At 46.3% G+C, this 15,513-nt stretch carries 14 protein-coding genes; 13 read left to right on the forward strand and 1 reads right to left on the reverse strand.

Going from position 1 to position 15,513, the window contains the following annotated elements; translation table 11 throughout:
* Nucleotides 1-130: 130 nt before the first annotated feature.
* Together bfmR and bfmS are read left to right on the forward strand one after the other, a co-directional pair.
* Nucleotides 131-847 carry a response regulator transcription factor BfmR gene (gene bfmR, locus ACO1B7_RS10360; RefSeq protein WP_004280782.1) on the forward strand — a complete coding sequence of 239 codons (717 nt, stop codon included), beginning with the start codon at nt 131-133 and terminating at the stop codon, nt 845-847.
* Between the two features lie 42 nt (nt 848-889).
* The gene (gene bfmS, locus ACO1B7_RS10365) at nt 890-2,563 is read left to right on the forward strand and encodes a sensor histidine kinase BfmS (protein WP_423090162.1); all 1,674 of its coding nucleotides are present in this window, start codon (nt 890-892) and stop codon (nt 2,561-2,563) included.
* A gap of 68 nt (nt 2,564-2,631) precedes the next feature.
* Here bfmS and ACO1B7_RS10370 read toward each other — a convergent pair whose 3' ends face one another.
* Nucleotides 2,632-2,988 carry a hypothetical protein gene (locus tag ACO1B7_RS10370; RefSeq protein ID WP_338839903.1) on the reverse strand — a complete coding sequence of 119 codons (357 nt, stop codon included), beginning with the start codon at nt 2,986-2,988 and terminating at the stop codon, nt 2,632-2,634.
* A gap of 572 nt (nt 2,989-3,560) precedes the next feature.
* Here ACO1B7_RS10370 and ndhC point away from each other — a divergent pair.
* The 11 genes from ndhC (at nt 3,561) to nuoL (ending at nt 15,513) form a co-directional block, all read left to right on the forward strand.
* Nucleotides 3,561-4,106 (forward strand): NADH-quinone oxidoreductase subunit A, encoded by a 546-nt coding sequence (gene ndhC, locus ACO1B7_RS10375; protein ID WP_044111083.1) that lies wholly within the window; start codon nt 3,561-3,563, stop codon nt 4,104-4,106.
* 6 nt (nt 4,107-4,112) lie between these two features.
* Nucleotides 4,113-4,793: a NuoB/complex I 20 kDa subunit family protein gene (locus ACO1B7_RS10380; protein ID WP_004280778.1), complete on the forward strand. Its 681-nt coding sequence runs from the start codon at nt 4,113-4,115 to the stop codon at nt 4,791-4,793.
* A 91-nt stretch (nt 4,794-4,884) separates the two neighbouring features.
* Nucleotides 4,885-6,672: an NADH-quinone oxidoreductase subunit C/D gene (nuoC, locus tag ACO1B7_RS10385; RefSeq protein ID WP_004732074.1), complete on the forward strand. Its 1,788-nt coding sequence runs from the start codon at nt 4,885-4,887 to the stop codon at nt 6,670-6,672.
* Between the two features lie 14 nt (nt 6,673-6,686).
* Entirely contained in the window at nt 6,687-7,196 is a 510-nt protein-coding gene (gene nuoE, locus ACO1B7_RS10390; protein ID WP_195725650.1) for an NADH-quinone oxidoreductase subunit NuoE, read from the forward strand.
* Nucleotides 7,193-8,524, forward strand: coding sequence for an NADH-quinone oxidoreductase subunit NuoF (gene nuoF / locus ACO1B7_RS10395; RefSeq protein ID WP_044111081.1), 1,332 nt, complete (start codon nt 7,193-7,195; stop codon nt 8,522-8,524). Before nuoE ends, nuoF begins: the two co-directional genes overlap by 4 nt.
* Nucleotides 8,525-8,535: 11 nt before the next feature.
* Nucleotides 8,536-11,214, forward strand: a complete 2,679-nt coding sequence (gene nuoG, locus ACO1B7_RS10400; protein ID WP_423090163.1) for an NADH-quinone oxidoreductase subunit NuoG — start codon at nt 8,536-8,538, stop codon at nt 11,212-11,214.
* Between the two features lie 3 nt (nt 11,215-11,217).
* Complete coding sequence (nuoH, locus tag ACO1B7_RS10405) at nt 11,218-12,234, forward strand: NADH-quinone oxidoreductase subunit NuoH (RefSeq protein WP_004280772.1); 1,017 nt, start codon at nt 11,218-11,220, stop codon at nt 12,232-12,234.
* 18 nt (nt 12,235-12,252) lie between these two features.
* The gene (gene nuoI, locus ACO1B7_RS10410) at nt 12,253-12,795 is read left to right on the forward strand and encodes an NADH-quinone oxidoreductase subunit NuoI (RefSeq protein ID WP_004280771.1); all 543 of its coding nucleotides are present in this window, start codon (nt 12,253-12,255) and stop codon (nt 12,793-12,795) included.
* Complete coding sequence (gene nuoJ / locus ACO1B7_RS10415; RefSeq protein WP_171054322.1) at nt 12,795-13,313, forward strand: NADH-quinone oxidoreductase subunit J; 519 nt, start codon at nt 12,795-12,797, stop codon at nt 13,311-13,313. The genes nuoI and nuoJ overlap by 1 nt, the downstream gene beginning before the upstream one ends.
* Nucleotides 13,313-13,621, forward strand: coding sequence for an NADH-quinone oxidoreductase subunit NuoK (gene nuoK, locus ACO1B7_RS10420; RefSeq protein WP_004280769.1), 309 nt, complete (start codon nt 13,313-13,315; stop codon nt 13,619-13,621). Before nuoJ ends, nuoK begins: the two co-directional genes overlap by 1 nt.
* On the forward strand, nt 13,618-15,513 hold the full coding sequence (gene nuoL / locus ACO1B7_RS10425) for an NADH-quinone oxidoreductase subunit L (RefSeq protein WP_423090164.1): 1,896 nt from the start codon (nt 13,618-13,620) through the stop codon (nt 15,511-15,513). The genes nuoK and nuoL overlap by 4 nt, the downstream gene beginning before the upstream one ends.

Consider the following 15,513-nt stretch of genomic DNA (forward strand, 5'->3'; position numbering starts at 1 on the left):
GTATCAGTTTGGTGAACGCTATCTTGTTTACAATGTAAACGTGTGTATATTGCAAGCATATTAAAAACGTATCTATTGGATTTCAAAAGGATACGCCTATAGCGTAGATCCACCAAATAAGGGGCAATACATGAGCCAAGAAGAAAAGTTACCCAAGATTTTAATTGTTGAAGATGACGAGCGTCTTGCTCGTTTAACGCAAGAATACCTCATTCGTAATGGACTTGAGGTGGGGGTAGAGCCGGATGGTAACCGTGCCATTCGTCGGATTATTGCCGAGCAGCCAGATATGGTGGTGCTGGATGTGATGTTACCAGGTGCTGATGGCTTGACCATTTGCCGTGAAGTGCGCCCACATTATCATCAACCGATTTTGATGTTGACTGCGCGTACTGAAGACATGGATCAGGTTTTGGGTCTGGAAATGGGTGCAGATGACTATGTCGCGAAGCCTGTTCAGCCGCGTGTATTGCTGGCGCGTATCCGTGCATTGTTGCGTCGTACTGACAAGGTGCCTGAAGATGAAGTGGCACAGCGCATCGAATTTGATGATCTGGTCATCGACAATGGCGGCCGTTCAGTGACCTTAAATGGCGATCTGGTTGATTTTACCAGTGCAGAATATGACCTGTTATGGTTGCTTGCATCGAATGCTGGCCGTATTCTCTCTCGCGAAGATATTTTCGAGCGTTTACGTGGTATCGAATATGATGGTCAAGACCGCTCAATCGATGTGCGTATTTCTCGTATCCGTCCAAAAATCGGTGACGATCCAGAAAATCCGAAGCGTATTAAAACAGTACGTAGTAAAGGTTATCTTTTCGTTAAAGAGACCAATGGTCTTTAAGCAAATGTGGTTTGTTGCTTGAACAAGCAGGATAAATTATAGGTGTTTAAACACAGTATATTTTTGCGTATATACGCAGGACTCGTCATCCTTGTCGTCTTGGTGGCGGTGTTCGGCTATTTGTTGGTACAGATTATCAACTATCAGCGTGCGCAAGAATATCGCGAATCCTTGACTGATGGTATGGCATATATCATCAGTGAAGGGGTTGCACGCCAGCCAAATCTCCAGCAAAAGATGGATTGGGTTTCTGATGCCTCCGATTTGCTGGAATTGCCCATTCACTATGTAGAAGCCAGCAAGGTCGACATTACCCGTGCTGAAGGGCGCCGTATTGCCGAACGAAAAGCGGTGGTGCGTTGGGACGCTGAATCGGGTATTGCCTATATTGTAGTTGGGCTGCGTGATGACCCGGGTCATTACCTTTATATTAAGGCCGACAGTATTACTGAGCGCCAGATGAAGGCCTTACCAGTCTTTATTCTGGACTATCTGGTCTACTATCCAGGTCAGGAAAAAGAATATCTGGCTCGTATTCAGGATTATTTTTCTTATCCGGTTTCTATCGAAAATGTCCAGAATCTACCTTTAGACTCCGAGCAAATCGGACGTCTGCGTCTGGATCACAGCATCATTTTATACCGCGATAATGCCTCTATTCGTGGTACCACAATTTCAATTATTTCACCGATTCCTGGTTCGACCTCGCAAGTATTGGTCATGGGGCCGGTACCCTTGTTTAACTGGATGCCATTCCAGTTGGCGACCGGTATTACCTTATTAAGCCTGTTTGTGTTGAGTCTGGGTGTTTATGGTCTGCTGGTTCCGATGCAGCGCAAGTTACGTGAAGTCAGCTATGCCTTAAACAAAATGAAATCGGGTAACATGTCATTGCGTCTTCCTGTGGAAGGCAGTGACGAGATGTCTACACTGGCATCTAGCTATAACAATATGTCAGACCATATCCAGCGTTTGATCGAAGCACAGCGTGAGCTGATGCGTGCAGTGTCGCATGAGTTGCGTACACCGGTGGCACGGATCCGTTTTGGTGTGGAAATGATGGCAGATGAAGACGACTACGATTATCGTCTGCAACAGGTGGAGCAGATTGATAAGGACATCGAAGCACTGAATACCTTAATTGATGAGATCATGACCTATGCCAGACTGGAACAGGGCATGCCGTCGATTGAGTTTGAGCAGATTGATCTGTATGACGTACTGAATCAGGTAGCTCAGGAAACTGAAGCACTGAAAACCCAGAAAATCATTGAATTACATCCAATGCCTGTTGCTGTAACGGTAGAGGCGGAGCGTCGCTATCTGCATCGTGTGATTCAGAATCTGGTGGGGAATGCCATCCGTTATTGTGATCATAAAATCTTGATTAGCGGTGGTCTGGACCAAGATGGTCAGGCCTATGTTTGCGTTGAAGATGACGGGCCGGGGATTCCGGAAATAGATCGTGCCCGAATTTTTGAAGCCTTTGCCCGACTGGATGATAGCCGTACCCGTGCTTCGGGTGGTTATGGTTTAGGTTTGTCGATTGTCAGTCGGATTGCGTACTGGTTTGGTGGCACGATTCAGGTTGATCAAAGTCCGACCCTGGGTGGCGCGCGTTTTACCATGACCTGGCCGGCACAGCGTTATGTCAAGAAGAGTAAGCGCAAGATGCTAGAAAAAAAGCCTGATGAAGCGAGTGATCATTTGGCTTGATATTGTGGGAATGATTTTAGTCATAAAAAAAACGATGCATCGGCATCGTTTTTTTATTGGGAGAAATTTTATTCCTGAATGGTCGCATCAGGTTCAATGAGGGATTTGCCCTCTTTTAAGCTTTGTAGCGCTTCAGGATTAAAGTCGATCAATAGTTTGGTGTTTTTCGCATCGACGTTATAGCGCTGAATCAGTTTCTGGTCACCTGATAAGGTTTCGACTTTATATTCGTCAGCGATATTCATAATGCCATCCAGATTGATGCTGGAGGAAGCGTGATCCTCTTGAAAAAGTGCATGGATGTCACGTAAGTCAAAAGCTGCCTGGTTTATATTAGGATTTTTCTGGATGTAATTTTCTATATGTCGAACCAGTAATTGAGCAAATAAAAAATAATTCGGCTTATGGGAAAAGCGTAGAGACATGCAAGGACTCCTTATTGTTACTTTATTAATGTCATGATGTGGTTTAGAAATAGAAATAACATATTCTGAATCAGTCCGTTGAGCATGTTGCAAAAAGACACAATTGCCAATCTAAGATTAGCAAGTGGCTGTAGGGGGTAAATCAGCAGTTAAATGTAAAAAATCACATTAAATATTAAGTTAAATCAATTGGTTTGAAAGAAAAAATAGTTGTTAAAATAAGTTTTTATCAGATTTAACTTGGATTCAGTAGTGAAAAGGGCTATATCTAAATGGGTGGGCGAGAAAAGCAGCTCATCGATCAGCCTATTTTCTGCTAGCGCTATTTATAGAAAAATTAATAGATAATTAAAATTTAATTTGGGAAAACGATTAAAACGAATTCTGAATGATTAAAGTCAAATTAAATGCTGAAATGTCTAAAAAATCATCCCAAAGACTAAGGCTTATAAACTAGCAAGTGAAATCCAAAATCAGGTACAATTGGCGGGATTAATTTTGTGTTTGGTGTATTTGAAGGCCAATACATACATTCTTTGTTAACAAATAGGCCTGCCAGGAGTTATCCCCGCATGAGTGCTATTACTCCATACGAATGGGCAATTATTGCCTTCGTGATCGGTGTTACATTTTTATGCGTCTTTATGCTGACTGTCCCATTACTCCTCGGGGGTAAATCATGGGGCCGTGCCAAGCAGGAGCAGTTTGAGTCAGGTGTAGTTAGCGCAGGTGGAGCTCGTATCCGCTTGTCTGCAAAGTTCTATTTAGTTGCAATTTTCTTTGTGGTGTTTGATTTAGAAGCACTTTATCTATATGCATGGGCGGTTTCTGTTCGTGAAGTAGGTTGGATTGGTTTTGCAACTGCAGCTATCTTTATCATAGTTTTACTTGTTGGTTTGATTTACGAATTATCGACAGGCGCACTCAATTGGGCACCTTCAGACAGACGTAAGGCAGCAGGAATTAAAGCTAAGATTGGTTCGCCAAATATGGATCTTGCAGAAATTACGCGCTTCAACTCGGTTGAAGAATTGGTGATGGATCCAACGGGTCAAATCCCGGCTCAATCATCTGGTTTTGTGAAAAAGTCACAAACTCAATTATCTGATAAGGAGTAAGACGGGATGAAATATACATTAACCCGTGCGAATCCGAATGCTGACCAATATCCACTTCAGGAACGTATTGTTGTAGAAGATCCGTTGCTAGAAGAAGAAGTGAATAAAAATGTATTCATGACTCGCTTAGAGGATGTGGTACATACAGCAGTCAACTGGGGTCGTAAAAACTCAGTTTGGCCATTTAACTTTGGTACATCTTGCTGCTACGTGGAATATGCAACGACCTTGACCGGCGTGCATGACTTGTCACGTTTTGGTGCCGAGGTTATCCGTGCTTCACCGCGTCAGGCGGACTTAATGATTGTGGCGGGTACATGCTTTGTGAAAATGGCGCCGGTAATTCAGCGTCTGTATGAACAGATGCTTGAACCGAAATGGGTCATTTCAATGGGTGCATGTGCCAACTCAGGTGGTATGTACGATATTTATTCAGTCGTACAAGGTGTGGATAAAATCATCCCGGTCGATGTGTATATTCCAGGTTGCCCACCACGTCCTGAAGCTTTGATTCAGGCATTGATGCTGTTGCAAGACCAGATTCAACTAGAGCGTCGTCCGCTTTCTGCGGTGATCGGTGATGATCTTAAGCCAGTGTATAAGCCAAAGATGATGCCGGAACGTGACCGTAAGAAAGACCAGCGTGTTGCTGTGAAGAACTTACGCTCTATGGATGAAATTAAATAATTTAAACGACAGGTTGTTTTGTTGTGCACCCGCTATGGGTGTAATTGTCGTTTAGGTTGACTGAATTTGTATTAAATAGGAAGCCAAGCCAATGGCTGAAACTGACATTGCTATGCCAGAATCAACGCCTGTTGATTCACGCCCAGCATTTGCCATCATTGAAGAACTCAAAACCAAATTTGGTGAGAACTTCTTTGTGCAAACGACTTTCGAGGATTTCCCGACAGTCTGGGTTGAGCGCGCACGTGTACAAGAAGTTTTAATGTTCTTGCGTACAGTGTCACGTCCTTACGTGATGTTGTTCGACTTGTCAGCGGTAGATGAGCGTCTGCGTACGCACCGCGACGGTTTACCTGCGTCTGACTTCACCGTGTTCTATCACCTGTTGTCGCTCGAGCGTAATACTGACATTCGTATTAAAGTTGCCTTAGCAGAAAGCGATTTGAATCTTCCAACGGCAACCAATATTTGGCCAAATGCCAACTGGTACGAACGTGAAGCTTACGATATGTTCGGGATCAATTTCGAAGGGCATCCAATGCTCCGTCGTATCTTGTTGCCAACCTATTGGGAAGGTCATCCGCTACGTAAAGAATATTCTGCACGTGCGACTGAATATACGCCGTATTTGCAAGATAAAGCCAAACAGGACTACGAACAGGAACATCTTCGCTTTGTCCCTGAAGATTGGGGTATGAAGCGCGGCAATGCCGATGAGGACTTCATGTTCCTGAACTTGGGTCCGAACCATCCATCTGCGCACGGTGCGTTCCGTGTGATCTTGCAGCTGGACGGTGAAGAAGTGAAAGACTGTGTGCCTGATATTGGTTATCACCACCGTGGTGTGGAAAAGATGGCTGAACGTCAAACCTGGCATTCATTCATTCCGTATACAGACCGTGTCGACTACCTCGGTGGTTGTGCGCAAAACATGCCTTATGTGCTTGGCGTAGAGCAAATGGCGGGTATTACTGTACCTGACCGTGCGCAATGTATCCGCGTGATGATGTCTGAACTGTTCCGTATCAATAACCACTTGCTGTTCATTGGTACTGCGATTCAGGATGCCGGCGGTATGACGCCAGTCTTCTATATGTTCGCTGACCGTCAGAAAATCTATGACGCGATTGAAGCGATCACTGGTTACCGTATGCATCCGGCATGGTTCCGTATCGGTGGTACCGCACATGACCTTCCAAATAACTGGCAGCACCTGATCCGTGAAATCCTGGATTGGATGCCGAAACGTTTGAAGGAATACCATACTGCAGCGCTAAAAAACTCGGTGTTTGTGGGTCGTACCCGTAATGTTGCGCAATACGATGCAAAATCTGCATTGGCTTGGGGTGTAACAGGTACAGGTCTGCGTGCTACAGGTATTGACTTTGACGTACGTAAATACCGCCCATATAGCGGTTATGAAAATTACGACTTCGAAGTGCCAGTGGAGTACGAAGGCGATGCCTATGCACGTGTCATCGTTCACTACCGTGAAATTGAAGAATCACTGAAAATTATCAAACAATGTTTAGATAATATGCCGTCTGGTGCGTATAAAGCAGACCATCCACTGGCTGTTCCACCACCAAAAGACAAGACATTACAAGATATTGAAACCTTGATTACGCACTTCCTGAGTGTATCTTGGGGTCCTGTAATGCCGGCGGGTGAAGCATCTGTGATGGCGGAAGTGGTGAAAGGCGCGTCGAACTACTACTTGACTTCAGACAAGTCAACCATGAGTTACCGTACCCGTATTCGTACACCAACCTTCACGCATTTACAGCAAATGCCTTCTGTGATTAACGGCAGCTTAATGTCTGACTTAATCATTTATTTAGCGACCATTGACGTCGTAATGGCTGACGTGGATCGCTAAGGGGTAAACGCATTATGATGATTTTGACTGATAAAAAGCCACGTGTGAATGTTGAAGGGATTTTGACTGCGGACGAAATTCACGATATCAAACATCACATGGGGCACTACCCATACCCACGTGCAGCGTGTCTAGATGCGCTGAAGTGTGTACAACGCCGTAATGGCTGGGTAGATGATGCGCAAATGAATGCCATCGCACAAATGCTGAGCATGAGCGTTGCGGACCTTGAAGGTGTGGCAACGTTCTATAACCGTATTTACCGTCAGCCGGTCGGTCGTCACGTAATTTTGTTATGTGATTCGATTGCGTGTTTCTTGATGGGTGCGGAAACTTTGGCAGAAGCATTCCAGCGCGAATTAGGAATCCAATTTGGTCAAACGACTGCAGATGGTCGTTTCACTTTGCTGCCAATTTGCTGTCTGGGCAACTGTGACAAAGGTCCAACCTTAATGATTGATGAAGACACGCACGGTCTGGTTGAAGTGACTTCGGTGAAACAGCTGTTGGAGAAGTATGTATGAATACTGAACCAAAACCAATTTATGGCGACGGTAACCCGGAAACGCATCCATTAACATGGCGTTTAAGCAAGCAGGCCAACGTACGTAATGCAGATGATTACGAAGCGCTGGAAGGTTATGCAGGCTTTAAAAAAGCACTGACCATGTCGCCTAAAGATGTATTGGAAGTGGTTAAGGCAGCGACTGTAAAAGGTCGTGGTGGTGCAGGCTTCCCGGCAGGCATTAAATGGTCACTTATGGCGCCAAATGACAACTCGGGTCCACGTTACCTGATTTGTAATGCCGATGAGATGGAACCAGGTACCTTTAAAGACCGTTTGCTGATGGAAGATCTTCCTCATCAATTGATCGAAGGGATGCTGATTGCGGGTTATACGCTTGAAGCAACACACGGTTATATCTTTATCCGCGGCGAGTACATCGAAGCTGCTCAGTACTTAAATGAAGCACTTGAGCAAGTTCGTGCCAAAGGTTACTTAGGGGATAATATCCTTGGTACAGGCTGGAACTTCGAGTTACACGTGCATACCGGTGCGGGTCGTTATATCTGCGGTGAAGAAACTGCATTGATTAACTCGCTAGAAGGTCGCCGTGCCAACCCGCGTACTAAGCCACCATTCCCGCAAGTTGCAGGTGCTTGGGGTCGTCCTACGATTGTCAACAACGTAGAGACCTACAACAACTTACCAGCCATCATGCTGCGTGGTCCTGAATGGTATATCAACTTGTCTGCGGGTAAGTCGAAAGATCCAGGTACCAAAATTTATGGTGCTTCAGGTAAGGTGAAATTCCCGGGTCTATGGGAGCTTCCATTTGGTACGACAGCACGTGAAGTGATTGAAGAACATGCTGGTGGTATGCGCGACGGTTTGAAACTGAAAGCATGGTTACCGGGCGGTGCATCAACTGACTTCCTGGCTGCCGAGCATATTGATCTTCCTATGGATGCGGAAAGCATCATGAAGGCAGGTTCGCGTTTAGGAACTTGCTTATTGATGGTGGTAGATGAAACCCAATGTATGGTTTCAGCGACACGTAACCTAGAAGAATTCTTTGCACGCGAATCATGTGGTTTCTGTACGCCTTGCCGTGATGGCTTACCTTGGGCTGTGAAAGCGCTGAAAGCACTGGAAGATGGCACAGGTAAGAAAGAAGATATCGATCACTTACAAGAACTGACTCGTAAGCTTTGGATTGGTAAAACTTTCTGTGCCCACGCACCGGGTGCAATGGAGCCGCTTATGGGCGCACTCAAATATTTCCGTGGCGAATTTGAAGCGAAGGTTGTGAATGCCGCCGCTCAAACCAGCAACGTAGAACAAGCTTAAGGAATTCGACTATGGCTACAATTCATGTCGATGGCAAATCGTATGAAGTCAACGGCTCGGAAAACTTGCTACAAGCATGTTTGAGTCTTGGCATTGATATCCCATACTTTTGTTGGCATCCATCCTTAGGTTCTGTCGGCTCTTGCCGTCAATGTGCCGTGACCCAGTACGCGAATCCAGAAGATACGCGTGGCCGTTTGGTCATGTCATGTATGACGCCTGCATCTGACAATACCTACATCTCGATTGAAGACAAAGAAGCCAAAGATTTCCGTGCTTCGATTGTTGAATTCTTGATGACCAACCACCCGCACGACTGTCCAGTCTGTGAAGAAGGTGGTCACTGTCATTTACAAGATATGACTGTAATGACGCAGCATGACCGTCGTCGCTACCGTTTCACCAAACGTACCCATTACAACCAGGAGCTTGGCTCATTCATTTCCCACGAAATGAACCGTTGTATCGCGTGTTACCGTTGTGTGCGTTATTACAAAGACTACGCAGGTGGTACGGACTTCGGCGTGTATGCCAACGCATCACGTGTATACTTCGGTCGTCCGGAATCAGGCACTTTAGAGTCTGAATTCTCGGGTAACCTGACTGAAGTATGTCCAACAGGTGTATTCACCGACAAAACTCATTCGGCTCGCTACAACCGTAAATGGGACATGCAGTATGCGCCAAGCGTATGCCAAGGTTGTTCTTCAGGTTGTAACATCTCTCCGGGTGAACGTTATGGCGAACTTCGCCGCGTAGAAAACCGTTATAACGGTGAAGTCAACCAATACTTCCTATGCGACAAAGGCCGTTTCGGTACAGGTTATGTGAACCGTGCAGACCGTCCACGTCAACCACAATTCCGTCAAGGTGCAACTGTTGAAACTGTTTCAGTGGATGCAGCACTCGACACGGTCATTGCAAATATCCAGGGCAAAAAAGTACTGGGTATTGGTTCACCGCGTGCATCACTTGAATCAAACTTCGCACTTCGTGAGTTGGTGGGTCAAGAGAACTTCTCTACAGGTCTGTCTCAAAAAGAGCAAAACCTGGTTGAGTTGGCAGCTTCTATCATGCAAACCGAGGGTGTTTACAACCCGAACATGCGTGAAATTGAAAGCTACGATGCAGTGCTGATCTTAGGTGAAGACCTGACCCAAACTGCGCCTCGTATGGCTTTATCTGTTCGCCAGGCTGCGAAAAATAAAGGCAAAGAGATGGCGGCAGAGCGCCGTACGCAAGAATGGTTGGCTGAACCGGTACAACGTATTGCCCAAGATGCCAAATCTCCGATTTACATCCTGGCTGCGACACAAACCCGTTTGTCTGATGTTGCCGAAGGTGAAGTGGTTGCTTCTCCAAACGATATTGCGCGTTTAGGTTTTGCGGTTGCTGCAGCAGTTGCGGGTGAAACGATTCTTGGTTTAGATGACGATGCCAAAGCATTTGCACAAACCATTGCGGACACTTTAAAAGCTGCGAAGAAACCACTGATCATCTCAGGTACAAGCTTGCAAGATCCTGCCATTATGGAAGCTGCTGCACAAGTTGCACAGAATCTGGGTAATGCAGGTCTGACTTTGACGGTTCCTGAAGTGAACTCGATGGGTATGGCAATCTTTGGTGGTCAAAGCCTAGAGCAAGCATTTGCACAAGATTACGATACTGTGATTGTGGTTGAAAACGACCTTTACCGTCGTCTTCCTGCTGCACAGGTCGATGCTGCACTTGCAGGTAAAGATGTGATCGTACTGGATCACTCTGAAACTGCAACAGTGAAAAAAGCCGACATCGTACTTTCTGCTGCATCGTTTGCTGAAGGTGATGGTACTGTCGTTTCTCAAGAAGGCCGTGCACAACGTTTCTACCAAGTGTATGACCCAAGCTACTACAATCCTGAATTGGCGATCAAGGAATCTTGGCGCTGGTTACACGCTCTGGAAACAGGCGTAAAAGGCAAAGCGATTTCTTGGACTTTACTGGATGATGTGATCGAGTCAGTGGCGAAAAACGTTCCTGCGCTTGAAGGCATTCTGGATGTTGCACCTGATGCGGGCTTCCGTGTTCATGGCTTGAAAGTGGCACGTGAACCACGTCGTTACTCAGGTCGTACTTCAATGCGTTCGCCATTGTCTGTACATGAGCCGAAACAGCCTACAGATAAAGACTCCGCATTAACATTCTCGATGGAAGGTTATGTCGGAGACCAGACTCCATCTCCACTGGTTCCATTTGCATGGTCTGCAGGCTGGAACTCGCCACAAGCTTGGAACAAGTTCCAGGAAACTGTGGGTGGTTCACTGAAAGGTGGTGATTCAGGCGTTCGTTTATTCGACCGTTTGGCAAAGCGTCCGGCACGTACATTCGTTGCACCGGCACCTGTTCTGGTCAATGCTGAAAGCTTCCGTCTAGTACCGATGCACCATATTTTTGGTTCAGGTGAATTTACCATCAAAACACCAGCGATGGAAACACGTATTCCTGAAGCGGTATTTGCAGTGGGTGAGCAGGATGCAGCGCGCCTGAATGTTCAAGATGGTCAGACAATCACGGTGAAAGCAGGTGAGACGTCAATCGTTCTTCCAGTTCAAGTGATTGAATATTTACCGACAGGTTATATTGGCTACCCAATCGGTCTGGCACCGACGGTATCTCTTGCAGAGCCTGTTTCAGTCGCGGTAGGAGTGTAATTCATGGAACAAGAATTAATCCGTCAAACGCCGTTGTGGGCTGAAAACTGGCCAATTGCCTATTCAGTCATTCAAGCGATTGTGATCTTGCTGGTTGTAGTACTGATCGCTGCGTTGATGTCTTTTATTGAACGTCGTTTACTCGGCTTGTGGCAAGACCGTTATGGTCCGAACCGTGTTGGTCCGGGCGGTATGTTCCAGATTGTTGCCGACATGCTGAAAATCATGTTCAAGGAAGACTGGACACCTAAGTTTGCTGACAAATTGACGTTCCGTATGGCGCCAGCAGTTGCGATGGCAACTGCGGTGCTGTCGTTCATGGTTATTCCTGTATCACCTTATTTAGGTGTAGCAGACATGAACATCGGCCTGTTGTTCTTTATGGCAATGGCGGGTATTGCAGTTTATGCAGTCCTGTTCGGTGGCTGGTCATCAAACAACAAATATGCCTTACTGGGCGGTTTACGTTCTGCGGCTCAGACCATTTCTTATGAAGTGTTCTTGGGTATCTCGTTGATGGGTGTGGTGGCAATTGCCGGCTCATTCAACATGCGTGAAATCGTTGAAGCGCAAAAAGATGTCTGGTTTGTGATTCCTCAGTTCCTAGGCTTCCTGATCTTCGTGGTTGCGGGTGTTGCGGTAACGCATCGTCACCCATTTGACCAACCAGAAGCAGAACAGGAACTGGCAGAAGGTTACCATGTCGAATACGGCGGTATGAAGTGGGGGATGTTCTTCGTTGCGGAATACGTCAACGTAGTCCTGATCTCTGCATTGATCGTGACTTTATTCTTCGGTGGCTGGCTTGCGCCATTCAACCTTGATATTCCGTTCCTTCCAGCAGCATTCTGGTTCATTATCAAAACAGCATTCTTTGTAATGATGTTTGTACTGGCGCGTGGTTCATTAATGCGTCCACGTTATGACCAGGTGATGAACTTTGGTTGGAAAATTTGCTTGCCATTGGCGTTGGTTAACCTTTTGGTGACTGGTGCTGTGATTCTGATGAATCAGGCCTAAGACAGCAGGGAGAACAAAATGTTTAAATTTCTAGCTGGATTCGGGTCAATCGTTCGTTCGTTGTGGATGGTATTCAGCCACGCAACACGTAAACGTGACACCATTTTATATCCGGAAGTGCCGGCCGAAGAAATCGTGCCACCACGCTTCCGTGGTCGTATCGTATTGACGCGCGATCCTGATGGCGAAGAACGCTGTGTGGCATGTAACCTGTGTGCGGTTGCCTGTCCGGTAGGCTGTATTTCACTACAAAAAGCAGAACGTGAAGATGGTCGCTGGTATCCGGAATTTTTCCGTATCAACTTCTCGCGTTGTATTTTCTGCGGTATGTGTGAAGAAGCGTGTCCAACCACTGCGATTCAGATGACCCCGGACTTCGAGCTTGGCGAATATGTTCGTCAGGACTTGGTCTATGAAAAAGAACACCTGCTGATTTCTGGTCCTGGTAAATATCCTGACTATAACTTCTACCGTGTAACCGGTATGGCAGTTGCAGGCAAGGACAAAGGTCAAGCACAGCGTGAAAGTGCACCTGTTGATGTACGGAGTCTATTACCATGATGTGGCCATTTTATTTAATGGCCCTCGTGGCCATTGTCTCTACGGTTCGCGTTGTTACTAACGCGAATCCGGTACATGCTTTATTAAGCCTGATCGTGTCATTGCTTGCAGTCGCAGGCATGTTCCTGATCGTCGGTGCGCCATTCGCTGGTGCGCTGGAAGTGATCGTTTATGCGGGCGCGATCATGGTGTTGTTCGTGTTCGTGGTAATGATGCTGAACCTGGGTGAGCAGACCGTTGAACAAGAACGTAAATGGTTGACTTCATCGGCTTGGGCTTATCCGGCGTTGATGAGCTTCCTGATCGGTTTGGTGCTGGTATGGGTATTAAACTCTGATTACACACAAGCTTCACTGGTAATGGGTACAGAAATGGTGGGCCCGAAAGCAGTGGGTCAAGCACTCTTTACGCAATACTTGTTGTTGGTTGAAGTTGCCGCGATGTTATTGCTTGCTGCCTTGGTAGCTGCATTCCATTTGGGTAAACGTGAACCAGATGCAGAAGAGGAAAAAGAATAATGGGCAACATCCCTTTAGAGCATGGTTTGATCGTTGCATCTATTCTCTTTGCACTGGGTTTTTACGGTGTAATGGTGCGACGCAACCTACTATTTATTTTAATGAGCCTTGAAATCATGATGAACGCTGCTGCTTTAGCGTTCGTCCTGGCGGGCAGTGCATGGGCACAGCCAGATGGTCAGATCATGTTTATCCTGATCCTGACGCTTGCTGCGGCAGAGGCTTGTATTGGTCTTGCGATCGTCCTTCAGTTCTATCATCGCTTCCATCACCTGGATGTGGATGCTGCTAGTGAGATGCGCGGATGAGTTATTTATATCTAACAATTTTATTTCCGCTCATTGGTTTTGTCCTGTTAGCGGCGGGGCGCAACAAGCTTCCTGAAAATGTTGCAGCGATAATTGGTGTCGGTGCTGTTGGTTTATCGGCACTGTTTGCACTGATTGCAGGTCTGGACTTTGTTAACAATGGTAAAGAACTCTATGTTCAGCACCTGTGGACCTGGTTCAATGTCGGTGGTTTTGCACCGGGCATCAGCTTGCAACTCGACGGTTTGTCTTTACTGATGCTGGGCATGGTGACAGGTGTGGGTTTCTTAATTCACATCTTTGCTTCATGGTACATGCGCGGTGAAGAAGACTTTGCACGTTTCTTCTCTTACTTCAACCTGTTCGTTGCAAGCATGTTGCTTCTCGTGCTTGGCGATAACTTGGCGTTATTGTTCTTAGGTTGGGAAGGTGTAGGTCTGTGTTCATACCTGCTGATTGGTTATTACTACCAGAACCCTGCAAATGGTCTGGCGGCAATCAAGGCGTTTACTGTTACCCGTATCGGTGACGTATTCCTGCTGATTGCCATGTTCCTGATCTTCCAGCAATTTGGTACCTTGAACATTCAGTACATCGTTGAAAATGCAGCGACTGTAATGACCCAAAGTTCATCTTTGACCATCTGGACAGCATTGTTATTGTTCTTGGGTGCGGCGGGTAAATCTGCACAGATCCCGTTACAAACATGGTTAGCCGATGCGATGGCAGGTCCGACACCTGTTTCTGCATTGATCCATGCTGCAACGATGGTAACAGCGGGTGTTTACCTGTGTTGCCGTCTGTTCGCAGTCTTTGAACTTGCACCAGAAGTGATGGTATTTATTTCGATCACAGGTGCGGTGACATTGCTTGTAGCTGGTTTTGCTGCACTGGTTCAAACCGACATCAAACGTATTTTGGCTTACTCAACTATGAGTCAGCTCGGTTATATGTTTATGGCGGTGGGTGCTGAAGCATACCAAGCAGGTCTGTTCCATATGCTGACTCACGCATTCTTCAAGGCATTATTGTTCTTGTCATCTGGTGCGGTGATTCTGGCTTACCATCACGAACAAAACATCTTCAAGATGGGCGGTCTGTTCTACAAGAACAAATTCCTGTTTGCATGTTTCGCGATTGGTGGCGGTGCATTGGCAGCGATTCCATTCCTAACGATTGGTTTCTTCTCCAAAGATGCGATTCTTGCTGCAGTCTGGACGCAAAGTCATATTGCTGGTTTACCAGTGTATAACACGCTGTACTGGGTGGGTGTTGCAGGTGCATTCTTAACGTCTATTTATACATTCCGTTTAATCTGGGTTGTATTCTTCGGCAAAGAAAACACGCCTTATCATGAAATCAAAGGTGCAACTTACTGGGCGCCACTGGCGATTCTTGCTGTACTTTCAACAGGTCTGGCGATCGTACTAAAAGCACCGGTAATGAGTATTCTAGATGCTGCACAAATTCCAGCCTTCATTATTCCTGAAGCGCTTGAAGCAGGTGCACATGGTGCTGAATACATCGCAATTGCTGTTGCTTTAACAGGTCTTGCAGTGGGTGTCGTGCTGTTCGCTTTTGCTTACAATGCAGTCAAACGTTTTGCAGCCACTTCTGTAGGTGCTGGCTTGGTCAATATCTGCCGTAATGCATTAGGTTTCGATACGCTGTATGACATCATTTTCGTGAAGCCATATTTAATGTTCGCGAAGATCTTTGGTCGTGATCCAATTGATGGCCTATGGCTGGTACTTCCTGCACTTGTTAAAGGTGGTCACAGCTTTACAAGTTCACGTCAAACCGGTTCACTGCGTGAATATGCATCTAGTATGGGGCTCGGTGTCGTTGTCCTACTGATGATCTTGATCGTGATTCAGGTCGTGGGGAAATAA

It is taken from the genome of Acinetobacter lwoffii, from assembly GCF_049367455.1.
In the GTDB taxonomy this organism is placed as follows: domain Bacteria; phylum Pseudomonadota; class Gammaproteobacteria; order Pseudomonadales; family Moraxellaceae; genus Acinetobacter; species Acinetobacter lwoffii_W.

Coding starts and splice junctions, on each gene's coding strand:
- nuoE (WP_195725650.1), top strand. CDS start 6,687: ATGATGATTTTGACTGATAAAAAGCCACGTGTGAATGTTGAAGGGATT.
- ACO1B7_RS10380 (WP_004280778.1), top strand. CDS start 4,113: ATGAAATATACATTAACCCGTGCGAATCCGAATGCTGACCAATATCCA.
- nuoG (WP_423090163.1), top strand. CDS start 8,536: ATGGCTACAATTCATGTCGATGGCAAATCGTATGAAGTCAACGGCTCG.
- bfmR (WP_004280782.1), top strand. CDS start 131: ATGAGCCAAGAAGAAAAGTTACCCAAGATTTTAATTGTTGAAGATGAC.
- nuoF (WP_044111081.1), top strand. CDS start 7,193: ATGAATACTGAACCAAAACCAATTTATGGCGACGGTAACCCGGAAACG.
- ACO1B7_RS10370 (WP_338839903.1), bottom strand. CDS start 2,988: ATGTCTCTACGCTTTTCCCATAAGCCGAATTATTTTTTATTTGCTCAA.
- nuoK (WP_004280769.1), top strand. CDS start 13,313: ATGGGCAACATCCCTTTAGAGCATGGTTTGATCGTTGCATCTATTCTC.
- nuoJ (WP_171054322.1), top strand. CDS start 12,795: ATGTGGCCATTTTATTTAATGGCCCTCGTGGCCATTGTCTCTACGGTT.
- nuoH (WP_004280772.1), top strand. CDS start 11,218: ATGGAACAAGAATTAATCCGTCAAACGCCGTTGTGGGCTGAAAACTGG.
- nuoI (WP_004280771.1), top strand. CDS start 12,253: ATGTTTAAATTTCTAGCTGGATTCGGGTCAATCGTTCGTTCGTTGTGG.
- ndhC (WP_044111083.1), top strand. CDS start 3,561: ATGAGTGCTATTACTCCATACGAATGGGCAATTATTGCCTTCGTGATC.
- nuoL (WP_423090164.1), top strand. CDS start 13,618: ATGAGTTATTTATATCTAACAATTTTATTTCCGCTCATTGGTTTTGTC.
- nuoC (WP_004732074.1), top strand. CDS start 4,885: ATGGCTGAAACTGACATTGCTATGCCAGAATCAACGCCTGTTGATTCA.